Annotated in this window: 22 protein-coding genes; 6 read left to right on the top strand and 16 right to left on the bottom strand. The window is 63.0% G+C overall.

The window, feature by feature from the left end; translation table 11 throughout:
• Positions 1-75: 75 nt before the first annotated feature.
• Together ACT53U_RS16275 and ACT53U_RS16270 are read left to right on the top strand one after the other, a co-directional pair.
• Entirely contained in the window at positions 76-711 is a 636-nt protein-coding gene (locus tag ACT53U_RS16275) for a hypothetical protein (protein WP_476156848.1), read from the top strand.
• Positions 712-785: 74 nt separating this feature from the next.
• Positions 786-1,904 (top strand): IS5 family transposase, encoded by a 1,119-nt coding sequence (locus ACT53U_RS16270; protein ID WP_476156846.1) that lies wholly within the window; start codon positions 786-788, stop codon positions 1,902-1,904.
• 215 nt (positions 1,905-2,119) lie between these two features.
• Here the strand turns inward: ACT53U_RS16270 and ACT53U_RS16265 are convergent, their stop codons facing one another.
• Positions 2,120-2,713: a hypothetical protein gene (locus tag ACT53U_RS16265; RefSeq protein ID WP_476156844.1), complete on the bottom strand. Its 594-nt coding sequence runs from the start codon at positions 2,711-2,713 to the stop codon at positions 2,120-2,122.
• Positions 2,714-3,525: 812 nt separating this feature from the next.
• Here ACT53U_RS16265 and ACT53U_RS16260 point away from each other — a divergent pair.
• From ACT53U_RS16260 to ACT53U_RS16245, 4 genes are read left to right on the top strand one after another with little or no spacing between them, the layout of a single operon-like run.
• Complete coding sequence (locus ACT53U_RS16260) at positions 3,526-4,629, top strand: patatin-like phospholipase family protein (protein WP_476156842.1); 1,104 nt, start codon at positions 3,526-3,528, stop codon at positions 4,627-4,629.
• Entirely contained in the window at positions 4,622-5,659 is a 1,038-nt protein-coding gene (locus ACT53U_RS16255; protein ID WP_476157019.1) for a cyclic GMP-AMP synthase DncV-like nucleotidyltransferase, read from the top strand. Before ACT53U_RS16260 ends, ACT53U_RS16255 begins: the two co-directional genes overlap by 8 nt.
• A complete protein-coding gene (locus ACT53U_RS16250) occupies positions 5,659-7,461 on the top strand; it encodes a ThiF family adenylyltransferase (protein ID WP_476156840.1) in 1,803 nt (600 codons plus the stop codon). The genes ACT53U_RS16255 and ACT53U_RS16250 overlap by 1 nt, the downstream gene beginning before the upstream one ends.
• The gene (locus ACT53U_RS16245) at positions 7,458-7,979 is read left to right on the top strand and encodes a Mov34/MPN/PAD-1 family protein (protein WP_476156838.1); all 522 of its coding nucleotides are present in this window, start codon (positions 7,458-7,460) and stop codon (positions 7,977-7,979) included. The genes ACT53U_RS16250 and ACT53U_RS16245 overlap by 4 nt, the downstream gene beginning before the upstream one ends.
• Positions 7,980-8,134: 155 nt before the next feature.
• On the opposite strand, the gene ACT53U_RS16240 is transcribed toward ACT53U_RS16245, so the two are convergent.
• The 15 genes from ACT53U_RS16240 to acmB all read right to left on the bottom strand — a co-directional run bounded on the left by ACT53U_RS16240 (position 8,135) and on the right by acmB (position 25,822).
• Positions 8,135-8,350 (bottom strand): hypothetical protein, encoded by a 216-nt coding sequence (locus tag ACT53U_RS16240; protein ID WP_476156837.1) that lies wholly within the window; start codon positions 8,348-8,350, stop codon positions 8,135-8,137.
• Between the two features lie 415 nt (positions 8,351-8,765).
• Positions 8,766-9,779, bottom strand: coding sequence for an AraC family transcriptional regulator (locus ACT53U_RS16235; protein ID WP_476156836.1), 1,014 nt, complete (start codon positions 9,777-9,779; stop codon positions 8,766-8,768).
• A gap of 148 nt (positions 9,780-9,927) precedes the next feature.
• Positions 9,928-10,761, bottom strand: a complete 834-nt coding sequence (locus ACT53U_RS16230) for a transporter (RefSeq protein ID WP_476156834.1) — start codon at positions 10,759-10,761, stop codon at positions 9,928-9,930.
• Positions 10,762-11,161: 400 nt separating this feature from the next.
• Positions 11,162-12,574, bottom strand: coding sequence for a sigma-54-dependent transcriptional regulator (locus tag ACT53U_RS16225; RefSeq protein WP_476156832.1), 1,413 nt, complete (start codon positions 12,572-12,574; stop codon positions 11,162-11,164).
• Positions 12,552-14,480, bottom strand: a complete 1,929-nt coding sequence (locus ACT53U_RS16220) for an ATP-binding protein (protein WP_476156830.1) — start codon at positions 14,478-14,480, stop codon at positions 12,552-12,554. The genes ACT53U_RS16225 and ACT53U_RS16220 overlap by 23 nt, the downstream gene beginning before the upstream one ends.
• A 77-nt stretch (positions 14,481-14,557) precedes the next feature.
• A complete protein-coding gene (locus tag ACT53U_RS16215) occupies positions 14,558-15,838 on the bottom strand; it encodes a methyl-accepting chemotaxis protein (RefSeq protein ID WP_476156828.1) in 1,281 nt (426 codons plus the stop codon).
• 1 nt (position 15,839) lies between these two features.
• Positions 15,840-16,994 (bottom strand): poly-gamma-glutamate system protein, encoded by a 1,155-nt coding sequence (pgsW, locus tag ACT53U_RS16210; protein WP_476156826.1) that lies wholly within the window; start codon positions 16,992-16,994, stop codon positions 15,840-15,842.
• Positions 16,995-17,025: 31 nt separating this feature from the next.
• Positions 17,026-17,466, bottom strand: a complete 441-nt coding sequence (gene pgsC / locus ACT53U_RS16205; protein ID WP_476156824.1) for a poly-gamma-glutamate biosynthesis protein PgsC — start codon at positions 17,464-17,466, stop codon at positions 17,026-17,028.
• Positions 17,450-18,544, bottom strand: coding sequence for a hypothetical protein (locus ACT53U_RS16200; protein ID WP_476156822.1), 1,095 nt, complete (start codon positions 18,542-18,544; stop codon positions 17,450-17,452). Before ACT53U_RS16200 ends, pgsC begins: the two co-directional genes overlap by 17 nt.
• Before the next feature lie 198 nt (positions 18,545-18,742).
• Complete coding sequence (locus tag ACT53U_RS16195) at positions 18,743-19,948, bottom strand: hypothetical protein (RefSeq protein WP_476156820.1); 1,206 nt, start codon at positions 19,946-19,948, stop codon at positions 18,743-18,745.
• Between the two features lie 10 nt (positions 19,949-19,958).
• Positions 19,959-20,120: a hypothetical protein gene (locus ACT53U_RS16190; RefSeq protein WP_476156818.1), complete on the bottom strand. Its 162-nt coding sequence runs from the start codon at positions 20,118-20,120 to the stop codon at positions 19,959-19,961.
• Positions 20,121-20,138: 18 nt separating this feature from the next.
• Positions 20,139-21,473 carry a TRAP transporter large permease subunit gene (locus ACT53U_RS16185; RefSeq protein WP_476156816.1) on the bottom strand — a complete coding sequence of 445 codons (1,335 nt, stop codon included), beginning with the start codon at positions 21,471-21,473 and terminating at the stop codon, positions 20,139-20,141.
• A 136-nt stretch (positions 21,474-21,609) separates the two neighbouring features.
• Positions 21,610-22,164, bottom strand: coding sequence for a DUF6305 family protein (locus tag ACT53U_RS16180; RefSeq protein ID WP_476156814.1), 555 nt, complete (start codon positions 22,162-22,164; stop codon positions 21,610-21,612).
• 69 nt (positions 22,165-22,233) lie between these two features.
• Entirely contained in the window at positions 22,234-24,252 is a 2,019-nt protein-coding gene (locus ACT53U_RS16175) for a CocE/NonD family hydrolase (RefSeq protein WP_476156813.1), read from the bottom strand.
• 388 nt (positions 24,253-24,640) lie between these two features.
• Entirely contained in the window at positions 24,641-25,822 is a 1,182-nt protein-coding gene (gene acmB / locus ACT53U_RS16170; protein WP_476156812.1) for a methyl acetate hydrolase AcmB, read from the bottom strand.
• Between the last annotated feature and the right edge of the window lie 70 nt (positions 25,823-25,892).

Genomic DNA, 25,892 nt, shown 5'->3' with positions numbered 1-25,892 from the left:
CCTAAAAAGCAAAGCACTTGATAACATTCTAGAGAATCGATATCATTTCAACGAAACTAATTTGGAGCATCGAAAATGAGCGAAAAGCAAAACGAGCCGTTTATCAAAGAGATGTTGTTCGACGCGAAGACTCGAAATACCCTCAAGGCGACCGGGCTCCGAAACTTCAGCGCGGCATTACGCCTCTTGGGTATTGATTTCACGGCGTGCGTCGACCACGAGTTCGCACTCGGGCTGGCTCAACGGGTGCAACAGACGCTTGCCAATCCAACCTCATGGCAGGACGTCCGCCAATCCGGGTCATTCGTGGCGGATTTTCATCGGATGCTCCGGGATAATTTCGAATATCCAGCCTTGCCCTCGGAGCCCATCCCGCCCGAACCGGCCACCGAATGGGAAGACGCGCCGGCGCCCATCACGACGCGCACCGACGACCCGGTTGATCCTATCGAGGCTACTCCCGACATCATCACCGACGAGCAGGCGGAAGCGCGGCGCCACGACACGATGCCGTCCACTGCCCCGGAAATTGGGACCGAAGCGTCGTCGACGGAGCCCATCGTGGAGCAGATGGAAAGTCCCACGAGGAAGAGGCTCAATCCATTTGAGTCCCGGGCCAACGCCTCTCCCTCGTTGCCGAGCGTGCTCGACGGATCGTTTCGACGGAGTCCCGGGCGGCCGCCGAAGACCGTGACGGCATCGTCGAATTAGCAGGCTGTTGAAAAAGGCCTTTTCCCTCAGCACCTTGACGTGATTCCGTCTTCTGGTGAGGACGGAGTGGTTCGATGCGCGGAACGGACGAGAGAGCGGGATCCCTGTTCAGCTACGTGGATCTGGAGAGCCGGATCCCACTGAGGCACCCGCTGCGGGCGATCCGTACGATCGTGAACGAGGCGCTGTCGACGCTCGATGCCGACTTCGCCGGGCTCTATTCCCGGATCGGCCGCCCCTCGATCCCGCCCGAGCAACTGCTCCGGGCCATGCTGCTGCAACTATTCTACGCGATCCGTTCGGAGCGGCTTCTGGTCGAGCAGTTTGACTTCGACCTGTCGTTCCGGTGGTTCGTCGGGCTCGGCATCGACGATGCCGTCTGGGACGCCTCGACCTTCTCGAAGAACCGTGACCGTCTGCTCGACGGTGACGTCGCCGTGGCGCTGCTCGCCGCCATCCTCGATCGGCCGCAGGTGAAACGGCTCCTTTCGACCGAGCACTTCTCGGTCGACGGCACGCTGATCGAGGCGTGGGCGTCGATGAAGAGCTTTCGTCCGAAGGACGGTGACGACGGGCAGCATCCACCGGCGGGCAGCGGCTCGACCGGAGACCAGAAGACCGGCCGCAACGGCGAAGTCGACTTCCACGGCGAGAAGCGCTCGAACGCGACGCACGCCTCGACGACCGATCCCGACGCGATGCTCTATCGCAACAGCCCCGGCACCGGCGCGATGCTCTGCTACATGGGCCACGTGCTCATGGAGAACCGCAACGGTCTCGTCGTCGATGCCGAGACCACCCGCGTCTCCGGCCACGCGGAGCGGATGGCTGCGGTCGAGATGATCAAGGGCGTCACGTCCGTCTCGGGCAAGCGGCATGTCACGGTCGGGGCCGATCGCGGCTTCGACACCCGCGACTTCGTCGAAGACCTCCGAGAACTCGGCGCGACGCCGCACGTCGCCCAGAACACCGCGGGTCGACGGTCGGCGATCGACGGCAGGACCACACGGCATCCGGGTTACGCCATGAGCATCAGGGTGCGGAAGTGGATCGAAGAGGTGTTCGGTTGGATCAAGGGCTCGGCCGGGCAAAGGAAGACGAAGGTCCGAGGGCTCGCCAAGGAGCGTTTCGCCTTCACCTTCGCGGCCGCCGCCTACAACCTCGTCAGGCTCCCCAAGCTCTTGGCGGCCTGAACGAGGACGAGGGACGGTCGGACACTCGGGTCAGCATGCCGAAACGGCAACGAAGACGGCCGGCGGAAGGAACGAAACTGAACCGCAGGGGGCTATTTCATCACCCTGTTAGGGTTCCGAGTAACTCGAGGTCGACTCCGTAACGCAGCAGCCGGGGCCTGGAACCGAAATTTCGACCCATCGGTATCTCAATAGAAATGCTTGTTCATGGAGTCCTAAAAACGTGGGGCTTTGGAAATTGAAAGCGAGGTCGATCGGAGGCAGCGAGCAACGGTAGCCGTGACCCTGACGGCTGCGCGCGTCTCCGGGGTAGGGCGAGGAATCGGCTTGGGTCGCCACGCGTTCCGACGGCGAGCATAATGCGTGGCCGCCGTGCGGACACTGACGTGACCAGCGAGCGCCGCGACATCGACACGGTCCAACGTCGACTTCGCATTAGCCAGCGCTTGATGCCTCACGGCGTACAGACAGACGACTGGAATACGGAGTTTCAAGCAGAGCCTATAAAGACGTTTTGCGAGACGATTATAGATCTTTGACCACCCATGCGCACCGACTTCTTCGTGCAGAACATCAAGAAAGAGAATAAATCTTGCAATTGCGCCGGGGTCGAGGATGGAAATTTCAATAAACCTGTTTTCGATCCCGCGACCATTGGTGGATTTTGCCGACCGGATTGCCAGCGTCCCGTCGACGATGCGAGCATCCGCCCACTCGCACGGACGCAAGCCGAACGAAGCGCCATAGGTCAGCATTCCCGCGAGAATGAAGCCCGTGCGGTCCCTGGCACCGCCAGCAGCGATCGCCAATTTCCGAATCTCTCTCTCTCGTACGGTCCGGCGCTTTTTCGCGCTCGTCCGACGCGGAGCAGACCGATCGCGGGGCAAAGGCGACTCTTTCGACAGATTCGCGTATTTGGTTTTGTGGTCTTGCGTCCAGCGCGGCGATCGGGACATTGCGTCTGCCTCGGCGAGAATTGCCGCGCGATATTGACGAATGGTAGCAGGACGCCACGCGCCCGAGTTCGCTCGCCACCAAGCCGTTACCGCCTCGAGACGAACGATTCGATCTACCGAGACATCCGCCCCGCACTGTCGACATAGTCTGAGATAAGTCTTCTTATATGACTCTTCTGTTGCAAGCGTACGAAAACTGACAATTCCACAGGCGTCAACCATTTCGAGATCCTCCGATTCGATTATCGGATGAACCATCGCAAATTTCAACTGTACACGTTATTCGGACATACCTTAAATGCCCATACCAATCAAGATGTCCAGATCCAGACATCGAAGGCGAGAGGCAGTCGATCTTTCCCGAGCGAGCGATCCATCGCGCTTTTCCTCTGAAATCTTGCGAGGCCGTCCGCCTTCAAGTGGCGGCTCCACCGGAGGCCTCCAAGGGACGAGCATTAGACTCGGTGGACGACTGACGGCTTCGCGCCGATTGCCGTCACTCGGCCCATTTCGCATTGGCCATCGAAAAGGAGCTGAAGCGGGCGTCCTTCGTGAAGGAGGACCAATTCTATACCGCTCTGGCTCCGACCGATAAGAATCAACCGGAGCTAAACTTGTAATTGCCTTCTCCGCATCATACATTTTCACAGATCGGAGGCGAACACGTGAATTCGAACAATAGGTCTGGTGCATTTCGGGTGCTCTGCATCGATGGCGGCGGCATGCGCGGCATCTACAGTGCCGCCTACCTTGAAGTACTGGTGGGCAGGTATGCGAGCCTCCGTAAGGTCGAGAGCCTCGACCTCGGCAAGGGATTCGACCTGATCTGCGGAACCAGCACCGGCGCGATCCTGGCCTGTGCTCTTGCTTGGGGTATCGGCCTCGACCGGGTCGTGGAGCTCTATCGGAAGAAGGGGCCGGAGATATTCCCGGCGAAGGTCCCGGGCTCGTTTATTGGTATCATCGGACAGTGGTTTCGACGTCGAGGGCTCAACAGGCGCGGTGCGAAAGCCCTTGAGGATGCATTGGACGCGGAGCTCAAGGGTGCGACCGTTCGTAGACTGTGGGACGAGCGCGGCATCGGCCTCGCCGTGCCTGCTGTAGAGATGAGCCGCCACCGCGCCTGGGTGTTCAAGACGCCGCACCTTCCGAACAGCCGTGACCGCGACGGCGGCTACACGCTGACGCAGGTTTGCCTCGCCAGCACGGCGGCGCCGGTTTTCCGGTCGATGGCTTGGGTGCCCAACTTCGACACCGAGGGCGCACATATGTTTGTCGATGGTGGGCTTTGGGCAAACAACCCGGTGCTCGTGGGGTTGATCGATGCACTCGACCTTACTGCCAAGGGCGATGCGATCGAGATCTTCTGTCTCGGCACTTGTCCACCTCCGTCTGGTGATATCTTCACTGGCGAGCGTGACGCCCACCGCGGCTTCAAGCAGTGGCGGCTCGGGGTCGATGCCGCCGGGGTCGGGATCAGCGCGCAGCAATATGCCTATGACAACATGGCCCTCTTGCTGGGGAAGCATGTAGACCGCAGCGTGCGGATCATCCGCTTTCCTAGGGGCGACGTGCAGGCTTCGCTGCTCGAACATCTTGCGCTCGACGAGACGCGCAGAGTGTCCATGGACGCGCTGGTGGCGCAGGCGCAGACCGACGCATACCAGGCACTTAGCGTGTCGGGACGCGCCGACGATAATGATGGCAAAGCGATCGACGCTCTTTTCCGTTCACTGCCCGAGAAAAAGCGGGGTGTGGTACATGTTTAACAGTCATGATGACATGACCTCTTATCATAATGACAAGGTCCGTCTGCCCGTTGCCGAGCGGGATAACATGCGCGACAGGCGCGACACCAATAGGAAGCGACTCAAGGACGGCCTCAAACGTGACGGCGAACCGAAACCGGTCGGGTGTCACACGCAAGGCTCCTATGCCATGCGCACGATGATCCAGCACGCAGCGAAGGACTACGATATCGACGACGGAGTGTACTTCAACAAGTCAGACCTCGTTGGGCCGCGTGGTGCCGACAAGTCCGCGGCAGACGCGAAAGAGATAGTCCGCAAGGCAGTCCATGACGACAAGTTCAAGCAGGCGCCCGAATGCCTTAAAAACTGCGTGCGAGTGTATTACGATGCAGGGTACCATGTAGACATCCCTGTCTATCGGAAGTTCGAGAAAGATAAAAAGGAGGTTTACGAGCTCGCAAGCAGCGATTGGAAGGCGTCAGATGCCCGTGCTGTGACGAACTGGTTCAAGGACGCCAACAAGAAAAAGAGCCCAAACGCCGATAATTACGGGCAGATGAACCGGATCGTGAAGCTTTTGAAAGCTTTCGCTCGTAGTCGCGAAAGTTGGCGCAGCCGGATTGCTACCGGGTTTATGATCACAAAGCTCGTCGACGAAAAGTACCTCGCGCACGACGGGCGCGATGATCAGGCGCTCCGGGACACCATGCGTGCGATCCACTCCCGGCTTGAGGAGACACTGGTTATTAGCCACCCTGTGTTGGACGAAACGCTCACGAAGGGAGACGACGACGCCCGGGTGAAGTTCTTGCGTGATAAGCTGGAATGGGCACTCGGTGAGCTTGATGTACTCGACAAGTGGGATTGTTCTGACGAGCAGGCCCGCACAGCTTGGGACAAAGTGTTCAATACGGATTTCTTCACCGGGCGCGCTAACTCGAAGAAGGCCGAAACGAGCGTGACTAGCGCCTCGGTTCTTCTGGCAAGTACCGAGCGGACTTCTGCCGAGAGCGCATTCGACAAGCGCGGGGGCGACCGATACGGCTGATGGCGACGCCTGACGATACGACGGACGTGCCTCGGACTGCTGCCGACTTAGCGAGCGCTTTCCTTGAAGGCCTTGGGGCTGTTACGTTGTCGACATCCGAGCTCGCCGGTATCGGCCACGGCAAGTTCACCGCTGGTTGGAAGCTTGCGGTGGACTTTGAGGGCGGCCGTGAACACATATTCGCGGTGGTTCTGCCGGTAGGTTTTCCCTACGAAGCACCGAGGATCGCGGTGCTGGATGCCCCGCCAGTCCTGTCTTGGCCTCATCTCGAAGAGGGGCAGGTCCTGTGCGTCCTTCCGACCGGTACGTCTGCCAACCCCGAAGCCCCCGTTGCACAGCTCAGGGAGCTGCTTAATGACGGGGTCCGGCTCGTGCAGGACATCTTGGCTGGGCGGGTAGACAGCGATTTCGATCGCGAGTTTACCGCCTACTGGCGACGTGGCGCCGCCGCCAGCGTGCAAGACTTCAGGAGCCTGCTTGCGCCAGGAGGCGCACATCGCCAAATCTGGATTTGGCGGGGAAAATCTTTTCATGTGGTCGCTGAAACCAAAGAGGAACTGAATAACTGGCTTACCAACCGCTTCGGTAAAGAAAAAGCCGCAAGCCTGACGCTCGACAAGTCTCTTTGCCTAGTCGCGAAAGCCCCCATCCGTCCAGTTGACTACCCACGCACCGCCGCCGATCTCCGACGACTGTTCGCCGCCGACGATCATGCACTAGATCTAATCACCGCGCAGGCACTCAGTAATGGGGAACGAGATCTTGTACTTTTAGTCCCCACGCAGACCGGCGTGGGGTTTGCGGCCGTCTCGATCGATCGGAGCGGCATGCAGCTGCCGCCTGGAGGGAGGCGCGTCGATGAGCTATGGAAGGGCTTTCGCAAAGGGCACATGCCCCGCCACGTCGCCCACCTACGCGCGACCAGCGCTGCTAACAAAGTAGCGCGGCATAAGGTCGACCGGGTCGACCACAGCTGGGTCCATGGGCGCGATCATGACTCACGCCAAAAGGTTCTGAAAGGTGCGAACGTGCTAGTGATCGGCTGTGGGTCGCTTGGCAGCACGGTTGCCGAGCTACTGGTGCGAGCCGGGATTGGGCGACTGACGCTGATGGACGGCGAAATCTTGGATTGGCCCAATATCAGTCGTCATGCGCTGGGTGCCGATCAAATCGGCCAACCCAAGGCCTCGGCGCTAGCTCGTCGGCTCACAGCGGCGTTTCCTCACCTGCCAAGCATTGACGCGGTAGATCGATGTCTGACCCTCGCAACGGCCGATATGCTAGTTGGGCGCGATCTCGTGGTCACCACGTCCGGCGCATGGGCCGTGGATAGCCTAGTGAATGTGTGCCAACGGACCGGTGGGGTGGGTACGGTACTGTACAGTTGGCTTGAGCCAAATGCCGTCGCCGCGCACGCCGTCACCGTCCCCTCCGGTGGTGCTTGCCTGCGTTGCCACATGACGGGCACTGGTGCCCCTGAGTTGGCTGTCAGCCAATGGGATGGCGGTGGCGTGTTCACGATACCGTCCTGCGGTGGCACTTTTACGCCCTACGGTGCAGTAGAGCTCGCATTCGCCCACGCATTGGTCGCCGTGCAGGCTCTTGAGGCGTTGTTGGCTCCGGCCGCAGATAGTCGCCACGCCGTTTGGATCAGCAGGACGGCTGGCTGGAAAGTGCTGGGCGGGAGCCTGGCTCCCGAATGGCGGCGACAGGTCGGTGATCCGGGTGAGGGAGGCTTAGTGGTCGTAAGACCTTGGACGCGGATCGCGGCCTGCCCGGTGTGCGGAGCATCCCGGTCATGATCGCGTTTCTCGCGAATAACGGCGCCGAACGCATCACCTTCAGCGAGGTGGTCGTCGACCACATGTTGGCGCACCGCCAACTGCGCGCGAGAGACACCGAGGCCGGCGGCCAGTTGTTTGCGCGACTGTCCGAAGGGCGTGTCGACATCGAAGTCGCAACCGGGCCACGTCCAGCAGATCGACGTTCGCGGTTCTATTTTGCACCTAGTCGCATTCACGAACGCAGAGAAATCCGCGATCTGCACCGACGCGGGCTCCACTACGTAGGTGACTGGCACACACATCCGCAGCGGGCGCCTTTCCCATCTTCTATTGACTTGAAAAATATCCATGAGATCTTCACACGATCACACCATCATTACGCGGGAATTCTGATGGTGATAGTGGGGCAACTTGAACCGCCGGGCGGCATCTTTGTCGGCATCGCCAACGGCGAAGGGGTTACTTCTCTGGTGCCGCTGGTCACCCCTGAATCGGTGATTGGAGACGGGGGAACGCCAATTGGCAACCCAATGTGAGGCGCAGTGTTGTCGATCCATTCAGAGTTCAGCTTTTTGCCGCCCTTGGGCCGGACTCAAGCCGCCTTTTCCTGGAGAGTATTCCCTGCGAGCGTCCGCTTCGGGTCGCGGGCCGTCACCGACCACATTGCGCAATCACCTGTCTCGACGCGAAATCAACCCTCCATCACCCCATCGGACAATCGCACCAGGTCGGCTTCGCTTTCGGGCGGTGCGAGCATGTCGCGCGCGAGGCTGCTTTTGGCTTCGAGCAACTGATCGAGCTTTCGAGCGAAGGAATGGTCACCGAAGGTCGGGTGCATGGCGAGGGGCAGGTGGATCACGTGGTTGGCCGCGGTGACGGTCTGTTGATACCGGTGGGGCAGGGGCAACTGTGTTGTTCAGGCGAGAGCGATGGGTGTTCCTGTCTTGAGCATGGCGTTGAGGATGACGAGGGGCTGTCGGGCGACGGCGATGAGGATGGTCTTCGGCGCCTTGCCCTTCTGACGCATTCGATCGCGTAGGGCGACGAGAACGGGAAGCGGCCCATGAACCGAGCGTCCCCCTGATGAGCGACGGAGGGCACAGCAACGCCGCTCGTTGTATCGGGCCTCAACCGAGAGCTTGCCCACTGGATAGCGCGCAGAAATCAAAATAATCGGCGTTATAAATGCATCTGTTGTGTAATTTCATATATTCAACGATATGACGTTGGATTGCAGCGTTGAACTAAAAACTATATATTATTATCTATATTCTTTGTAACTTTCCGAAAGTTACATTAATTGCTAAAATAAAAAGCGACGATTATTTCTGGATCCGATTTGAAAGCGTCTCGGAAGGCAGTTCTCCGAACTGTGTCCGATAGAGTTTGGCGAATACGCCGAAGTTCGCGTAACCCCAGCGGCTCGCGATCATGGCCACGGTCTCGTCGCGGCCCGCCGACCTCAGTGCCTCGCGGACGCCAATCAACCTTTGTTCGCTCAGGAACTTGCGCGGCGTGGATCCTCGGAACCGTCGAAAGCCACCAGACAGGGTGCGAGCACTAACACCGACCGCGGCAGCCACCTCCGCGATTGCAGGCGGATCGAACGCCCGCTGGCGCATACAGGCCTCTGCGGCTCGGACGTAGTATGGCGCGGCTCCGACACCTCCAGTTCCGAGACCTATTCCGGCGCTCGCCGTCCACGATCGCAGCACCTCGATGCAGACGAGCTCGTCGAGGCGCGGACCGCCCCGATCGTCGACCAACCGCTCCGCCGCTTCGCCGATCGTGCGCACGAGATATTGGAGCAAGGCGAACCAAGCCGATCGCGGCCCGCCGAACCTCGTGCCGATCGTCCACAGCCGTTCGTCCAGGTCGAAACCGAGCCAGCGCCGGGCGGTCGCCTCGAGCAGATCGCGCGGGATCGCCAAATCGAGTTGGAGGCTGCCTTCGTCGGCGTCGAAGCGGTAGTCGACCCGCCCACAGTCAACCACGAAGCTCTCTTCGGCGCAGGTCGTGACGGCCTCGCCGCGGTTGATCCCGTGGTGCGCTTGCCCTGCGATCGTCGTCGAGACCAAGATCTTCTCGGCCGACCGCTCGAAGCGATCGGCGCGCACCGCGGTGCCGAACGACATCCACAGCACCGTCAAGCGGCCGATCGCGAAGGCCTGCAGCGCAGCGTCGGGCCGTGCGTACCGGACCGCCGGAGAGATCCGACAGGGTACGTACGCGCGCCGACAGAACTCACGAATTTCCTCCCAATCTCTGGTGCGCACGCAATGGCGCGCTTGTATCGGGCGTCTGTGGGAATCGTAGAGCAACGCATCTTCGAACATGGCCCGCCGATCATCCTCCCGATGACGTCGACAAAGCCCCTCGTCGTCATGGTCGATCGCGCCGCCGATTGTGCGCCGCCGCGGCCGATCGCCCCTTGAACAGGGGGCGACGGAGCGCGAAGTCGCCTCCGTCGCCCCGCTTCGCCCCTCAGTTCTTCACGACGACCGCCCGGTCCGCCGGCTTGGGGTTCCACAACGGCATCACGATGTTGGCCCACATCCGGGTATCGCGACCACCGTAGTTGGTCTGCGCGACGTCGGTGGTGACCTTCATCTGCACGTTGACCGGCCCAAAGTCGTAACCGACCAGACCACCGAGCGCGACCTGGCTCTGGCGAGAATAGCCATCGAAGGGCGACGACAGGTCGGTAGAGGCAAAGGCGACCGCACCGACCTCGACCTTGCCGAACTTGTGCGTGGCGGTCAGATCGAGGTTGAACCAGTCCGGGCCGCCGGTCAGGCCGGAATGCCCAGTGCCATAGGCCGTGGTGGCGCTGAGGTCCCAGCCGTCCTTCAGGTAGGAGAGAGCCGCCACGCCCTGGAATGCAGCCCAGTCGTGTCCGACATCCGACTTGACCGGCAGGTGTGCACCGGCCTGGAAGCCGCCGTAGAAGCCGCCGCCGAGGTCCCACTTCAACTGCGCTTCGACCAGTGTGTTCCCGAACCCGGAGAAATGCGGGCCGCCTCGCACCGAGAGATCGACGTAGGGCGTCACCGTATCCAAGATCACTCGGCCGCCGGCGATCGTCCACGGCGTCGACCAAATGAACCAAGCCGGCGCCGCGGCGAAGAGATCGGCGTTCGGCGACGTCGTGCGCGTCCCGTAGGTCGGGATGGAGATCAGATAGACGCCCTCCGGCAACGGCGCGCCCATCGGAATGCCGGTCGAGATTCCCGGAAAGAGCTCAGAACCCGCGAACGCGAGCGTCGAGGAAAGAAGGAGGGTGGTCAGAGCACCCACACTGCGCATCGTCTTCTTCATCGGTGGTTCTTCCCTGATGGCTCGCTCGCCGATGGTCCGACCGATCGGCGCGAGGCTCCCACGTCGAGCGGTCGCGCCGAAGTGGCGCCCGCCGATTGCCCAACGCCCATCCAATGGACGGGCGCTCCCCTAGGTCGGTTGCCGTCGTGCCGTTCACAGTCGACGCGACGGGGCTCCCGACCATCGCGCGACAATGCGACGTCGCCGAACGGCGATCTGCTTCCGATCGGCAAGCCCTGTCTCGAATCGGCAGGGAAACCGCAAATCCCCGATCGACGGCAGCGACCGATCATCGCAGCCCGCCTGGTGGCCAACCTCGAGTGCGGCAAGGGAAATCGCGTGAGCCGGCGCGCTTCGCCGCGCCTTCGCCGGTGAAGTGGATCGGCCCGATCTGCGCGGCTCAGTCGTCGGTGCGCTCGGCCTTCAGCCGCTTGCTGAGTGCCGGCTGGGAGATGCCGAGCAACTTGGCGGCCGCCACCTGTTTTCCGCTGGCGCGGATCAGCGCGGCGTTGGTCATGATCTGCTTCATCTCCGCGAAGGTTGGCATTTCGCTCAGTTGGAGCAGGAACCGCAGTAGATCCTTCGCACCCGGTGGGTCCCGACGGTCGATCGCCTCGACATCGAGCACCGGCTTGAAGTCGTCCACCCCAAGCACGTCCTTCGGCAGGCTGGCGACGTGGAGCATCGACTTCTGGAGTTCCCTGACGTTTCCCGGCCAGTCGTAGCGCGACAGCATCAGCATCGCCTCGGGCGCGATCGTCTGGCGTGTTCGCCGAAACACCTGCGCCGCCTGTTCGAGAAAATGGGCGACGAGCAGCGGAATGTCCTCACGCCGGTTGCGCAGCGGCGGAACGTGGATGCGGTGGGCGAAGCGATAGAAGAGGTCGCGGCGGAAGGTGCCGTCCTTGAGCCCCTTGTCGAGGTCGCGGTTGGTGGCGACGACGATTCGGCAGGAGAGCTTGCGGGGTACGTCGCTGCCCAACGGATAATATTCGCCCTCCTGGATGAACCGGAGCAGCTTCGCCTGAGCCATGTTGCTCATCTCGCCGATCTCGTCGAGAAAGAGCGTTCCGTCTCGGGCACGAACCGCCAGACCGCCGCGCTCGTCCTGCGCGTTGGTGAAGGCACCGCGCTTGTGGCCGAACAGTGTATCGTCGAGCATCGTGTCGTCGAGACCGGCCATGTTCACGCAGACGAGTTCCCCGCGCCCGCCGACCTTGTGGATCGCCCGCGCGATCTCCTCCTTGCCGACCCCGCTCTCGCCGGTGACGATGATCGGTTCTCGGCTGGTTGTGATCGCCTCGACGTAACGGAAGACGCCGATCATCGCGTCACTGGCAGTGACAATCGATTCGAAGGATTCCGGGTGCTCAAGCGCAGTCTCCAGCAGGCGTTCGGCCGAACGGCGATTCTGACGCTCGAGTTCCAGGCTCTGCACCGCGTGCAGGATGCCGGTCATCAGACGGTCTTCGCCCCAGATCTTGATGAAGTAGTCGTAAGCGCCTTTCTTCATGCACTGGACGACGGCGTCGACATCATTGCGGCCGGTGATGATGATGACCCGGATCTCGGGATGGCAGGCGCGAATGCGCTCGAGGAGTTCCTCGCCCTGGATGCTGGGCATCGTCAGATCGAGTAGCACCAAGCCCACGTCTTCGCGCTCGAGCACGTCCATCACCCGCCGAGCGTCGCGGCAGGTGAGAACGTTGTCGATCGAGGCCGCGCTGAGCAACGACAACGACAGCGACCGCAACCAAGATTCCTCATCGTCGACGAGGAGCAGCGAGAAATCAGGATATTTGCCCATTGCCATCGCCACTCCTGTTCGCCGGCAGGCGAAGCGTCACCGTCGTACCCGCGCCGGGGTGGGATTCGATTTCCATCGTGCCGCCGTGCGCCTTGACGATCGTGTCACTGATCGACAGCCCGAGCCCGGTGCCGCCGCATTCACGCTTGGTGGTGAAGAAGGGATCGCGCAGCAGTGGAATGTTCTCCTCCGGGATGCCACAACCCTCGTCGCGCACGACGAACAGCACCTCGTTCGTCTCTGCGTTCCATCGCGTCGCGATGTGGATCCGCTGGTCGCGCCGTTGCAGCGCCTGACAGGCATTGACGATCAGATTCACGAGAACCTGCTCGATTTTCTGGGAGCTTCCGCTGATCGGCGGCAGATCCTCGGCCAGATCGACGTCGATGTGATCCGTCGACTTGCGGATCGTGTGTTCGAGCAGGCGTAGCGCCGAGCGCGTCGGATCGTTGATCGAAAACGTGGCACCCCACCGAGTGCTGTCCGGCCGAGCGAAATCCTTGAGGTCGTCCACGATCTCGCCGATACGGGTCGAGGCGACCTCCATGTCGGCGATGAGGCTCGGCAGGTGGACGCGCAGCATCGAATAGGGGATGCCGGCGAACGGCGTATCGTCCGCGATCCGATGCTCGTCGAGCGTCCTCAGGACGTCGACGCCGAAGCGCTTCAGAAAGGAGATGTTGAGCGAAAGCAATCCGTTCGGGTTGTTGATCTCGTGCGCGATGCCGGAGGCCAGGGTTCCGATCGCGGCGAGCTTGTCGGCTTGAATGAGTTGCGCCTGATTGGTTAGCAACTGCGCCTCCGTGCGCCTTCTTACTCCGATCTCGGACGACAGTTCGGCGGTCCGGATGCCTATCTCCTCCTGGAGCAGGCTGGTCCAGAGGAAGAAGAGGACAAGAACCGCAAGCGAGATGCCGGCACCGATCATGATCGACGTCAGGATCGTGTTGCGCGCCGACTTCGATATCAGAAAACGCTCCTCGACCCATCGCGTCTGGATGCGATCGAATTCGCCGCTTTCCTGCAGGGCTCTGAGGCCATTGGCGAAGATGCGGTAGAGGTCCGGGTTTTTCTTGCGGATGGCAAAGCTGTATTCGACCAATTCGTGAGTGTCGCCTGCGATTTCGACGTTCTCGAGGTTGATCATGCCGAGAATGCGCTGGGCGATGTAGTTCTCGAGAATCGTATAGTCGTAAGCGCCCTCGTCGATCAATCGCAACGCTTCTTCGGCATTGGCGGCCATGCCGACATTGGTCAGTTCGTCGCCATGGAGGTCATGATAAACGCCGTCTCGGTTGAAGACGAAGCGCCCCTTGCCCAGTTCGTCGCGGTAGTCGAGCGGCGCCGGAACGCCCTTACGCTTTACCAGAGTCAGCGAGTTGACCGCATAAGGTGGGGTGAAGTCGAAGTGGAGCGCCGTACGTGGTGTCTTCACCATGCACAGGACGACATCAACATCGCGTATGATTGCCGATTCCTGCGTGTCATCGAGCTTCCGACTGACAACGTCTATGCGCGCCCGCATTTCGCGGCCGATCGAACGAGTCAGTTGGATGATGTAGCCGTCGAGCATGCCACCCTTTTCCATGAAGGCATAGGGCGCATAGGCGCCCAGGCTCGCCGGAATACTCTGCTTATAGCCGTAGTAGGCGTTCAGCGATTTGTCCCATGTGACAAATTGATTGTAGGCCACCACGGTTGCACCCAGACCACAGGCCATAGGAATCAGCAGGAACAACAGCGCGTTCCGTTTTGCCAGCATCAGGAAATGGCGCCAGACCATCGAACCGCCGCTCTTGTTCGTCGGGTTCGTGAACCCGAAGCGCCACCGCGAGCGGCCGACTGGCGGCCGATGAGGCGGATCGCCGCGCGCCGGAAGCGCCGGGGGACGAGAGGTAGGATCATCGCTCATGTCGAAGGATCCTTCCATTGTGGGAAGCACGTTGGACAGCCTCGAGGCAGACGCACGAGCCTGTCACGCAGCGCCGCTCAGAGCGTCTCGACGAAGTCGGCGACCAATCGCTGCATGCAATCGGCGTGGCCGGTCAGCCCGTCGGAGTGCTCGAGCACGTGCGCGACCGATCGCTCCACCGTGGCATTGGCCCGAGCGACACCCTCGGTGTTCGCGGTGACGCTTTTGGCTTCGGTCGCCGCCCCCTGGATACTTCGTTCGATCTCGTGGGTCGCGGCCACCTGTTCCTCGACGGCGCTGGCGACACTCGACGAGATCTGCCGTATCTTGTCCATGACCGCGCCGATCTCGCCGATTGCGGCTACGGTGTGGTCCGTCTCCATCTGGACAGCGGCGATGTGGCCGGCGATCTCGTCAGTGGCCCGCGAAGTCTGAGTGGCGAGGTTCTTCACCTCGACAGCGACGACCGCGAACCCCCGACCCGCCTCACCCGCCCGGGCCGCCTCGATCGTGGCATTGAGTGCGAGAAGGTTGGTTTGCCCGGCCACAGCGCCGATCAGTTTGACCACGTCGCCGATGCGAGCGACCGCGGCAGACAGACCGCGCACGAGGTCGTTCGCTCGACTGGTCTGCTCCGAGGCGGCCGCAGAGACTTTGGCCGCTTCGGCGATTCTGAGGCTGATTTCGGCGACCGATGCAGCAAGCTCCTCCGTCGCCGCGGCCACCGTCTCGACGTTCGAGGTCGCCCGCGACGCCGCGTCGGCCGCCTGTTCGGCCCGTGCGGTGGCGTCCCTCACCGCGGACATCACCGACCGGGCGAGTTCCCTCAGTCCCTCGGCCGCGGTAGCAACCGCTGTAGTCACGATGGAAGCGTGTGAGTGAAATTCGCGGGCCACTTCGGTGCGCTGCTGCGCGGCGAGCGCGGCCTCCATCTGCTCGTGGACGTCGATCAGCGTGCCGCAAGCGCGTAGGGCGGCGCCGTCGTGGTCGCGGGCAAAGCCGCAGGTACTGCGGAACCAGCGGTAGGATCCATCCTTCGTACGGGACCGGAAGTGAACGTCGTAGCGGGTCCGGCCGCTACGATCGAGACGAGCGGCGTCGAAGGCTGCGACGACCCCGGCTACGTCGTCGGGGTGAACCCCGCCGCTCCACGATTCCATCACGTTTGGAAAGTCGGTCTCGTCGCGAAAGCCGAGCGCCCGCCGGAACTCGGACGAATAACGGAATTCCCGTCGTGGATCGGCCCAAGCGTCGTCGACGTCGAGATCCCACAGACCAACCCCGGCGTGCTGGTCAAGCAGGCGCAGGCGCTCGACTTCCCAATTCCCATCACGACGGCTTTTCGACTTGTCGAACATATCATCTCCTCCCGGGATCGAATGTGTCCGAATCGCACAACATGGAACTCCCTGTGACCGCGGCGAACGCGAACCAGAGCGCGAGAAAGCCAAGCAGTTGCAACAGATGGCTCCGATGGGCCGCTCGGAAGTCGATGTCGTAGGCGAGAACACGTGGTGCGATCGGTAGATGGTTTGCCGCCGCGAGCCGCTCGATGTTGAGCATGTGGATGACCGGCACGCCCTTCTCGGACATGCGATGCAGCAGGCCGCGCTTCGGCGCATCGTTCGGAGCGAGGTGCCGCGCGAGGCCACCTTCGAGGGCATGGGTCTCGTTTATCCAGCCGATCGCGGTCACGTTGCCGCCGACGTTGATGTAGGCTCGGGGAGTCCCCTCCGCGAAGTAGAGTGCCATCCGGTGCAACGCGTCGCGTTCCACGGTGGCCGGCGTCCCCTCGCGCAGATAGGGGATGCCGTTCCGCGCGATCGCCGCCTCGCCCTCGGCGATGCCGGTCTCGAAGACGCCGCCGTGGGTGTCGGCGATGCCGCCGAGCGAGGCCCAGCGGCTGCGTGTGTGAACGATCCCCGCTTCGGCGAGACGTTTCTCCATGTCGAGCCAAGTGAAGCCGTATATGTTGGCGCCGTACATCGAGGCACCGACCGACGAAATTACCTGGGCATCGATCCGCAACGTTTCGATCGCGCACAGAACGGCGAGATTGAGAGCGGGAAACGAACCCGAGAAGGTCACCGCGATGCGGTCGCCGGCATGCACCTCCGCCTCCTTCAGCCACCGCACCACGAGGCCGGCGAAGGCTGGATTGAGGGAGGTCTGCTTGGCAACGAGGTCACCGAGACTGGTGGTGATGTCGCTGTATTCGACGCCGATCAGACCGGAACCGGCCGGATCGAGTTTCGGGTCGATCGGCTCGCCGATCTCGAGCCGCATGCGGCCGAGCTCCCTCAACCCACGCGTCATGAGCTCGCCGGCCCGGAGCGCGTCCTCGTCCGGAATCCAAGGATTGCGCGTGGCATGGACCGCGAGCACGGCGAGCACGAGCCCCAATGCGATCCAGGTCAGTGTCCGCCGCACGGTTGCCGAGAGGCGGGGGCCGAACGGTTGGCGCGGCCGGCGACCGTCGTCGCGCAGAGCGAAGGCAGCGTGGAGGGGCGTCACGAAGTGCCTCCCGAGCATCGACGGTCCTCCTTCACAGCGAAAGCGCCGCGCGTTGGGTGAGAAAGACCAGACCGGACAACACCAGCAGCGCGAGCAGGGTCAGACCGACACCCTGCCGATCCATCTCGCTCGCCACCAGGCCGGGCACGACGTAGCCGACCACGTCGAGCCGTCCACGCCCGAGATCGCCGCCGAGCAGCAGCGCAGTCAGGGTCCACTGCAGCGCGAAGGCGACGAGAACGGAGACGACGAAACGCCGACGCCCGTAGAGGATCGAGAAGAAGGCGAGACCGCGCACCACCACGGTGGTCGCGAGCGACGTCGCCAGGCAGGTTGCGATGACCCAGGGCTGATCGAAAGTCAGTGCGAAGTAGCCCGGGGCGATCAGCCCTCCAGCGGTCAGCCCGGTCAGCTCGAACAGCACGAAGCCGAACAACAGGGCGAGGGCAATGGCTTCAACGAGCACGGTCACGGCTCCCTTTCACGAGGTCGCGCCACCGTTCGCCGATGCCGTGACAATTGCCGATGCCGGTGATCTCGACGCCGCACAGGCCGCGCGCCGCGGCCGCTCGGCAGAGACGAGTCGTCACGTCGGCCGGTCGTCCCCATGGCGGGACCCGGCTCAGGCGTCGGTCGCCCGCCGCCGCCAACCAGACGTATCCGGCATGGTCGCCCTGCGGCACGATGAGGTCGAAGCGCTCGTCGACGAGCAGCCGCACCAGAAGATCGCGGGTACGCAAAGGGCGATCGGCGCGCGTCGCCAGCAGCGCCACCTGGAGCCTCTGCCGATCGGGTCGGTTCTCGGACCACAACACGGCCGAGGTTTCTGCGTCGTTGGCCGAGAAGAGATCGCGAAAACGAACCGTCATGCCGTCGTGGACAAGGTCGAAGTCGCGGCGAGTCGCGGCGTCGCAGAGCTCGAAAGGCGGGAAGGCGATCGGGTTCGGCGCGATGCGCTCGGCGACGGCGCTCGCGAGCCGCACGGCCTGTCGTTCCGACGTCGGGCCTTCGACGATCATTGTGCGGCAGCCGCAGGTGACAGCGAAGGCGGCCAGATCCTCGGCGCCCTCTTCGTCGCCCAGGAAGAGCTCACCCCCGGGGGGGATCATGTAGGACAGGGTCATCTGCACTCCGGCCCGGCCCGGCCCCATGGTCTCGGCATGATCGGGGCGGGTATTCGTGACGACGGCATGGGTGGCGCGCAAAATGGCTTCGGAATGCCACACCGTCTCGGGGCCGAGCGCCATGCCCTCCACGACGACGGCGTCGACGCCGAGGGCAGCGGCACGCTTCAGAACGGTGACGTGTTCATGGATGCGTGGCGGGCCGATCCGGCGGATCGGTTCGATCTGCCCGTCGGGCAGGATGTATTCGGGCGCGTCGCCGGTTGTCTTGGCGAGCACCGAGAGCCCGCGTTCGCGCAGGAGGCGGGCGAGCGCACGCACCGTGCTGCTCTTGCCGCGCGTTCCGTGGACGTGGATGCGTACCGGTACGCGACGTCTGTCACGCTCGACGCGACGGCTCTCGATGACGAGCGCCGTGATCACCAAGACGAGGCAGATCCAAGGAAGCATCGCATTACCACCATCGCGATCGCAGCCGCGTCGGAAGGGGGCGGAGCGTAGGACCCGGTCCGTGACCGGTGACCGCGCCTGCCCGGCGATCTGGACTCGGGCCGCACGGGTCACCCTTGCGACCCGTGCGGTCCATGCGGAAGGAGTGTAGAACGCCCCCGTCCGCCAGGCCGGTCAGCGGTACCAACTCTGAGAGAGATACCGCCAGAAGCCCGGCAGAGCGCGGATACCGGGTCGTTCGGTCCCCTCGGGCACCGAGGCCAGATAGTGACCGACGTCGTTGGTCATCAGATCGCGATAGGTCGGGATGTCGCCCCAGCCGATCGCGATGCCCTTGCTCTCGGAGAGCGACGTCGTCAGTGCTTGCAGGAGTTGGATGTTGCGACCGACCCGCAGTTTCAGCGGACTGCCGCCCTCGGGCCATGGCGCGAAGAGGTATCCGAGCTTGGCGGCCTTGTCGTAGAAGGCGTCGACGCCGTCCACGGTCAGATACTCATCGGTGATGCCGCGGATCTTGCCCTGGGCGGGGTTCATCGTCTCCGAGGTGAAGGCGTAGAGATTGGGGAACATGTCGCCCATCTCGAGGTTCGACAGACCGCGGAACGAATCCGGCGAGGTCTCCATGCCGATGTTGATATCTGCCATCTGCATCTCGAGCACGGCCCCGCTGCCCACGTCGGCGGCGCGCTTGTGCGAGCTGACCGCGTTGACGAAGGGATATTCCGGCTGCCCCTCGTGCAGGTCGATCTGCATGTCGACGTGTTCGGCCCGGTGGAGCTGCTGGATGCCGTAGGCGACGTTTTCCTGGAATGTACCGTCCGGCCGGCCGGGATAGGCGCGGTTCGGATTGCGGATCTCCTCGCCGGAGTACTTCTGCTTGTGCGGGTACTGGATGAAGACCTCCGGATCCGGCCATAGCTCACCGGAGTTGCCGGTGCGCGAACCGAAGCGGAAGACCCGGCCTTCGCCGTTCGCCTTCTGCGGGATGGTGATGAACTGCGGGTGAGCCTCCTGCGGATAGTTGTTGGTCCACCCGGTGTTGTTGGTCTGCGGTATGACGATCACCCGCCCCTTCTGCACCGTGGCATGTTCGACGACGACCAGGGCCGCCGCAAAGCCCGCGGTCTCGTCGCAGTGGGTGCCGCCGAGCACCAGGAAGGTGCCGCCCGGCTCCTTGCCCTCGAGAACGTAGACGCGGGTGTCGCCGAGGGTTCCCTTTAGGCTCGGGTTGTAGTCGCTGAGCCACTTGACCTGCGTGACGCCCGGGCCGGGCACGATGATGTCGTCGCGCCACATCTGGGCGTAATTCACGGTCAGGGCGAGACTGATGGCGGCAGACGCGCCGATCACCGCCCAGCCGGTCTTGCTTCCGTTGGTCATGATCGCGGCCTCACTTGATGAAGAACAGACGCATGGCGAAGGGAACGATGACGATGATCGACATGATTTGTTCCCAAATATTCTTCGATCGCAGCACGATGGTGAATACCAGATAGAGGATGAAGGCTGTCAGGGCCGTGTAAAGTCCCATGGTGATCATGTATTGAGGCATTTTAAACTCCTCGCGAGCTCAGAACGGAACGAAGACAGCGGCGAACTGGTTGGCGAAGACGAGTTCTATGACCGCATAGATGATCGTGAAGAGGCTCGGCACGATGCATTTCTTCAGCATCGGCATGTAATCCTTCTCGCCGGCGAGATCGCGAGCGAAGTATCCGCCGAGCGCCGAAGGCGGCACGAGCTGGGCGAAATAGCAGAGCATCGAGAGGCCGGCCACGAAGGCGACCTGGTTCTTCGAGATCATCGCCAGTTCGAAGGGAATACCGAGGATGACCGCGGTGCCGAGCTGGGTCAGCACGCCGCCGAGCAGCGGCAACGAGATCGCCATGGCGAGGTACATCAGCGCCGGTGCGGTCGCGCCGATCACCATGGCCGCGAGCACCAGCAGCCCCTTGGCACCGGTCAGCGTCGTCACCTGCACCACGGCGCCGATCACGAAGATCAGGGCAACGGTGGACAGCACACCGCCGCCGATCGCCTCGCGACAGGCCGCGACGTAGTCGAAGCGACGGCCGGTGAACAGCGTGACGATCGATCCGACCATGAACACCATCGGCGTGACGATGTCCGGGAACTGGCCGGGGAAGGCGCGGATGCACACCATGATGGTGATCACCACGAGCAGCGGCACGTAGGGCATGATCGCGTTCTTGCGCTCGGGCTTGGGCAGCGCTTCCTCGATTGCCTCGAGGGAGGGGACGCGATAGTCGCGCCATCCCAGCCAGAACATGGCGAACAAACCGGTGGGAAGGGTCAGCGCCCAGAGAATACGGTCGAATCCCTCGTAGGGCATGTTGATGCCGCTCGCGATGATGATCGCCGGAAGGTTGACCGGAGGTGCCGCCGAACCGATCGTCGTCACCACGGCCAGGATCGCCGCGATTTTCACGTTGGGAATGCCGCACACCCGCAGGATCACGACCGCGACCATACCGGTCGACAGAATCGCCGCGGTGCCGACGCCGGTGACCATGCCGGGGAAGAACAGCAGCACCATCACCAGGACGAGGACGACAGCCGGTTTGGTGCGGAAGTTCGCCAGGATGTCATAGGCTATACAGTCGAGATTTCCGGCGGCCTTCATCGTCGTCAGGAAGATCATACCGCAGAAAATCACGAGATTTATGTAGATGTACCAGGTCGGCCCCTCGAACAGGTGGCGGAGCGGATTGAATCCCGTCGCCACGGCACTGGCACCGACTGCCACAAACAGCGTGATCGCGAGCGGTATCTTCTGATTGTATTTTCTCGCCAAGACCATCATGACCGCGAAGGTGAGCGCCATGACGAGCAGAGCGAACCCGGCCGTCCAGTACATGGCGTCACCGTGGGAGTGAGCGAACATGGAAACCTCATGGAAGTTGATTGCGGATCGGGCGCGTCGCCGACGCGAGAGACACTCCGCCGGCAACGAGGGGCTGTTTGCCGGCGGAGTGGGGTGCTCCGTCGGCAGGGGGGCTCGCCGCCGACGGATTCGTGGATCACTTGGCGTGTTCAGCGAATATCTTGATCAATTCCATGGGCTTGTCGGCGAGGATCAGCGGCTTCTCGCCGGCGACTTTGGTGAAATAGCCGTCGCCGTTGCCCTGCGTGTAGACGACGAAGGCGTCGCCGGCCGGAGCGACCACGTCGAGCATCTGCTGCGACATCGCCTCGCGACCTTCGATGCCGCCGATGTGGATCATCACGACAGGAATCTTCTTGGCCTTGGCGGCGCCGATCAGCGCCTTGGAGCGTGCGCTCTCGGTATCGAGGTTGACACCGGCCACGCCGAAGCCCTTGTGGCTGACGCCGACGGTGATCAGCAGCGTCTTGGCGTCGCCGAGATCGGCGTCGGTCGCCATCGGCTTGAAGGTGACGTTCTCGATCTTGGCCTTTTGCGCGAGCACCTTGACGGTGTTGCAGTCGGGCGATTGCCCGGCCGAGGTCAGCAGGATTGGTCCTTCGAGCTTGGGGAAGTCGGCGGCAGCGGCCGATCCGGCGGCAAAGCCGAGGACGAGTGCGCAGGCGGCGAGGTAGGTCTTGGCGGTCTTCATGGCAAGTTTTCTCCGTCCGGCGCCCCGTGAGGGGCGCCGGTGGCTCAATGGGTCTGTCGAGTTGGCGAATTACTTCTTCTTCGGAATGATCGGCAGGATCACATGGGACGGATGGTCCGGGTCCATGTAGATCTTCTGATTTGCGACCTTCCATTCCGTCGCGAGTTCGGGGAATTCGGCGACGTTCATGTTGCGGCTGTAGCGCGGCCAGTTGGAACTGGTGACCGCCACGCGGATGCGATGGCCGGGCTTGAAGATCCAGCTGTTGTGCCAGAGGTCGATGTCGTAGGCGTAGACCTTGCCGGGTTCGAGCAGGGTCGGGGTCGTTCCGGATTCGCGGAAACGACCGCGCACGATGCCGTCGCCGACGATGATCGACTTGCCGTCCGGCGTGACGTCGCTCACGCGCACCACCCAGTCGGTGTCGACCTGGTCCGTCGCCGCGAAGAGCGTCGCACGGATGTTGCCGGTCACCTCGGTGTCCTGATCGAGCACCGGGGTGGAGAAGGTGATCGTGTGCAATTCGGCCGGCAGCTGGTCCTCCGGGCCGTGGCCGGTGGTCGGCAGCTTCTCGTCGCGCTGCAGCACCGCCTTGATCAGGTCGGCGTCGGCCGACATGGAGCCCGTGGTGCCGGCGGAGGGTGTCCCCTCCGGATCGACCGCGAAGGCGAACAGGTTGTTGCCGCCGCGGGTGGGAACCGGCTTCATCGGGTCGTACTTGTAGGTGACCGGCGCGGCCTCCTTGGTCGGCGCCTTGGTGCTCAGGCTGCCGTCGTAGAGCGCCTTGCTGGAGCCGCTCTTCTCCGGGGTCAGGTAGTACTTGGTGTAGACCGTCTCGGGCAGCGGATACGTCGCCTTGGTCGACCAGCTCTTGCCCTTGTCCGCGTTGAACGTCCACAGATTGACACGCGCATTCGGGTCGAAGCCCGGGCGCTGGATGTCGCGCAGCCAGTAGTCGAAATAGGCCAGCCGCATGTTGGCATGGTCATAGTTCTTGAGGTCGTCGCCGAGGCTCATCGAACCGACCTTGTCGAAGTGCGAGTTCGCCCAAGGCATTTCGGCATGGTCCCAGGGGCCGAGGAATAGAGTCTGGTTGTCGCGGGCGAGCGGGGTCGCCGCTTCGCGCTGGAGCAACGTCCAGGCCTCGACGGTGCCGGCTTCGAACACGTCGTACATACCGCCAAGGTGCATGACCGGAACGGTGACGTCGTGGAAGTAGGTCTTGGGATTGCGCTTCCACCAGTATTCGCTGTCGACGTTGTGCTGCATCCAGTCCTTGAGATAGTTGTACTGGCCCTTGTCGCCCATCTTGGCCGGCTCGAAGTCCGCAAGCGGCAGCACGTTCACGTAGGAGGCCATGTCGGCCGGATAGAGCGTGAGGTTGTCGAGATACTCCTGGCGAGCCTTCTCGTCGGGGATGAGCCGCGGCGCGAGCCGGCGCGAGAAGTTGAGGCCGGTCCACCCGGACAGGAAGCCGAACTCGAAAGCGCCCTGGCGATAATACCACTGGCGATAGAGATCGGAGGCCGTCACCGTGACGATGCCGGTCTGCAGATGCGGCGGATGGGCGAGGATCGTGTTGAGGCCGACCTGACCGTCGTATGACCCGCCGTCGACGCCAACGCGACCGTTGCTCCAGGGCTGCTGCGCGACCCACTCGACGACGTCGTAGCCGTCGTTCTTCAGGTTGACGTGCAAGTCGATCGAACCTTCCGACTTGTTCTGCCCGCGCACGTCGTAAACGACCAGTGCATAGCCGCGCGAGGTGGCGTGCGGCACGAATGTACCGGCGGCCAACATCATCGCATTGGTCTTGCCGTAGGGCGTACCGTCCAGAATGACCGGGAACTTGCCTTCGCCCTTCGGCCGATAGACGTCGGCCATGATGATCGTGCCGTCGCGCATTTTGATCGGCACGTCGACTTCGGTGACGTATTCTTTGAATTCCACCGTGGGCGCCATGCCCGGCTTGGCTTTGGGATTGCCGACGTCGCTCCAGCCTAGCGAGGGCATCGCCGCCATGACGGCGAGCGTGACCGCCGCACAGGCCAGCCTTCTCTTGACGGAACCCCTGATGAACCCTGGCATTTTACGCATCTCCTCTTCCTGGGAACATGGCAGCGTCGAGCCGCGACCTCTTTAATCAAGAAGCGTGCCACGACATTAATTTATTGAAATAAAAGAATTTTATGCGAGTAGGGGCGAGGGCGAAGGGCGGCGCTATAGCCGAAGTCATCGAGACGGCGGCGTTGCAGCGGCCAGGCCGCACGGCGGCGGGCCGATCGGCGGCGGATTTTCGCGCCGGGACCGCCGCCGCCCACGCCGCGGTCGCCGAAAGGCGGGCATATAACCGGAGGAATGGGACTTGCCGCATGTTATGGCCGCTCCGTCGGAAGGGGGTGAAGTCGTCGTCGTCGGGTGGACGCGACGCCGGGAGGCGAGGGCGATCGCGCCCCCGCACGTTGGCGCGTCGCCCTCAGCCGGCCAACGCGCGGTAGATCGCCGCTTCGAACTCGAGGAAGGCGGGGAAGGACACCGGATCGCCGAAGGGCAGGATCTGGGTCGCCCAATAGCCGCCGATGCCGTTGCGGCGATCGATCCAGAAGAAGCAGTTCGCCAGTCCCGCCCAGCCGAGGCTTCCCGCCGGTCGACCGGTCGGCGCCGGCTCGGTGTTGACCATGAAGGTGTGTGACCAGTCCTTGGCGATGCCGGGGAAGAACTCGGCGTCGTTGGACATCGTTCGGTCGACGCCGCGCAGCATGGTCACCATCTGCGATCCGCCGAGGCCACCCTTGACCGCCCAGGCGACCGTGTCGGGCCGCAGCACTCGACCCGCCGGACCCGCGCCGTCGTCGAGCCACATGCGGATGAACTTCATGTAGTCCGGCACCGTGCCGTAGAGCGCGTGCCCGCCCATGTCGATCTCCGGATCGTCCGGCAGCGCGAGCTCGTCGAGCGGGAGCAGCGAACCGCCGAGGCCGCGGGCGTGGATGGTGGCGGTTCGCGCGCGCATCGACTCCGTCCGGGTGAAGGCGGTGTCGTGCATGCCGAGCGGTTCGAAGATGCGCTCGGCCATCACCTCGCCGAGCCGTCGCCCGCGGACGCCCTCCACCACCTGGCCGACCCAGTCGATGTTGGAGCCATATTCCCATCGCTCGCCGGGATCGAAGACCAGCGGCGTCGCGAGAGCGGCGCGTCGCCCGGTGATCACCGACGGCTGGCCGTGGTCCCTCGCCAGACGAGCATAGTTCTCGTTGAAGACGTCGTAACCGAAGCCGGCGGTGTGCAGCATCAGCTGACGGGTGGTGATCGCGGAGCGCGGCGGCCGCAGCCTGGGCCGGCCCGCGTCGTCGAAGCCCTCGATCACCATCAACTCGCCGATCGCGGGAGCATGGATCGCGGCCGGGGCGTCGAGATCGAGCAGCCCCTCCTCGACGCACTGGAGCGCGGTGGTTCCGGTGATCGCCTTGGTGGTGGAGAAGATCGCGAAGACGGTGTCTTCGCTCATCGCCTCACCGCCGAGACGACGCTCGCCGGCGGCGCGGCGATAGACGTCGCCGTGGCGATCGGTCACGCAGGCGACCACGCCGGGCACGCGGCGCTCGCCCGAGACGCACCGCGACAGGATCGGATCACAGACGTCCGCCGGATCGTTCATGGGTCTTCCCTCCCGAGCTCCTTGCCCGGGAGGGAAGACCGTAACGCGGGTGAGATCCGCTCGGGATCGG

It is taken from the genome of Pinisolibacter sp. DMC19 (assembly GCF_056313985.1).
Note: the sequence above shows the minus strand (reverse complement) of the source record. Positions and strands in the feature narration are given on the sequence as shown.

What these genes read in the sequence shown, in the direction of transcription:
- ACT53U_RS16270 (WP_476156846.1), top strand. Translation starts at nt 786, where the DNA reads ATGCGCGGAACGGACGAGAGAGCGGGATCCCTGTTCAGCTACGTGGAT.
- ACT53U_RS16245 (WP_476156838.1), top strand. Translation starts at nt 7,458, where the DNA reads ATGATCGCGTTTCTCGCGAATAACGGCGCCGAACGCATCACCTTCAGC.
- ACT53U_RS16255 (WP_476157019.1), top strand. Translation starts at nt 4,622, where the DNA reads ATGTTTAACAGTCATGATGACATGACCTCTTATCATAATGACAAGGTC.
- ACT53U_RS16225 (WP_476156832.1), bottom strand. Translation starts at nt 12,574, where the DNA reads ATGGCAATGGGCAAATATCCTGATTTCTCGCTGCTCCTCGTCGACGAT.
- ACT53U_RS16220 (WP_476156830.1), bottom strand. Translation starts at nt 14,480, where the DNA reads ATGAGCGATGATCCTACCTCTCGTCCCCCGGCGCTTCCGGCGCGCGGC.
- ACT53U_RS16250 (WP_476156840.1), top strand. Translation starts at nt 5,659, where the DNA reads ATGGCGACGCCTGACGATACGACGGACGTGCCTCGGACTGCTGCCGAC.
- ACT53U_RS16275 (WP_476156848.1), top strand. Translation starts at nt 76, where the DNA reads ATGAGCGAAAAGCAAAACGAGCCGTTTATCAAAGAGATGTTGTTCGAC.
- ACT53U_RS16230 (WP_476156834.1), bottom strand. Translation starts at nt 10,761, where the DNA reads ATGAAGAAGACGATGCGCAGTGTGGGTGCTCTGACCACCCTCCTTCTT.
- ACT53U_RS16190 (WP_476156818.1), bottom strand. Translation starts at nt 20,120, where the DNA reads ATGCCTCAATACATGATCACCATGGGACTTTACACGGCCCTGACAGCC.
- ACT53U_RS16175 (WP_476156813.1), bottom strand. Translation starts at nt 24,252, where the DNA reads ATGCCAGGGTTCATCAGGGGTTCCGTCAAGAGAAGGCTGGCCTGTGCG.
- ACT53U_RS16195 (WP_476156820.1), bottom strand. Translation starts at nt 19,948, where the DNA reads ATGACCAACGGAAGCAAGACCGGCTGGGCGGTGATCGGCGCGTCTGCC.
- acmB (WP_476156812.1), bottom strand. Translation starts at nt 25,822, where the DNA reads ATGAACGATCCGGCGGACGTCTGTGATCCGATCCTGTCGCGGTGCGTC.
- ACT53U_RS16185 (WP_476156816.1), bottom strand. Translation starts at nt 21,473, where the DNA reads ATGTTCGCTCACTCCCACGGTGACGCCATGTACTGGACGGCCGGGTTC.
- ACT53U_RS16215 (WP_476156828.1), bottom strand. Translation starts at nt 15,838, where the DNA reads ATGTTCGACAAGTCGAAAAGCCGTCGTGATGGGAATTGGGAAGTCGAG.
- ACT53U_RS16235 (WP_476156836.1), bottom strand. Translation starts at nt 9,779, where the DNA reads ATGTTCGAAGATGCGTTGCTCTACGATTCCCACAGACGCCCGATACAA.
- ACT53U_RS16180 (WP_476156814.1), bottom strand. Translation starts at nt 22,164, where the DNA reads ATGAAGACCGCCAAGACCTACCTCGCCGCCTGCGCACTCGTCCTCGGC.